A 976-nucleotide genomic window follows, 5' to 3' on the forward strand; every position below is an offset into this window, starting at 1 on the left:
GAAATAATCTGTGGAATGATGGTTACCGCAACACCCAAGAATAGTAGGCTCATACCGTGTTCTTTGATGGTGTCTACCGCTTGAGGGCCAGCCTCAAGACCAACGATACCCACGAATGCTGCTAGACCGAAGTCGCGAATAAAGCTTGCTGCTGATTCTGGGAATTGCGCCACATGTGGGTTACGGCTGCGTAACCAACCAACAATCAGACCTGACACTAGACAGCCTGCACCAGAGCCGATAGTGACCGGAATACCTGCAATTTTGAAGTTGATTAGGCCAATCAAAAGACCCAATACCATACCCATGCCTAGTACAATGAAGTCAGTCATTGTTGCTGAGTTCATTGGCTTACCGATTGTACCTTGAACACGATTAATATCGCTTGGTGAGCCAGTTAATTGAATAACATCATTTTTCTTAACAACAAGGTCAGCGTGAACTGGGATTGATACACCTTCGCGAAGGTAGTCAGTCACATAAACACCACGGTAAGTGCCTTTGTTCGCTTCTGATTTGATTTGACCTAGTGTACGGCCAATCAGTTGTTTGTTGTCTGCGATAAGCTGACGGTTCTCTTCAATGACTTCGTACTCTTCTGGAAGCACAACTTCAGAGCCAACAGAGTCACCTTTCAACTGACCAATGGCTTTACGAGTACCTGTGATAACCAGAACATCGCCTTGTTGAAGCTTAGTAAATTTGTCTGCTTCAATCGCTTTGCCATCACGCTCGATAACTTCGATGCATGCGTCTATTGAATCTTGATTGATTTGGGCTAGTGTCAAACCATTCACTTTGCTCTCTGCTTTGATTTCAAAAGCGCGAGTCTCAAGTTTTGTCATCGCATTGAATTCACCAGCACCAAGCTCTGCATTACCATCTGAGTTCGCTTCTGCCATTTTGATTGCTTCAGCGCGGATATCCCATTTCATTAGTGTTGGGAATACCCATGTCACCATTAGGATTGGACCTA

At 44.9% G+C, this 976-nt stretch carries 1 protein-coding gene; it reads right to left on the reverse strand.

Annotated features, from left to right (window positions below; genetic code table 11):
* The coding region (locus AB4482_RS11240) for a TrkA C-terminal domain-containing protein (protein WP_372180978.1) at positions 1-976 on the reverse strand (976 nt) is incomplete at both ends.

Source organism: Vibrio sp. 10N.222.55.C7 (assembly GCF_041473335.1).
Lineage (GTDB): Bacteria > Pseudomonadota > Gammaproteobacteria > Enterobacterales > Vibrionaceae > Vibrio > Vibrio crassostreae_C.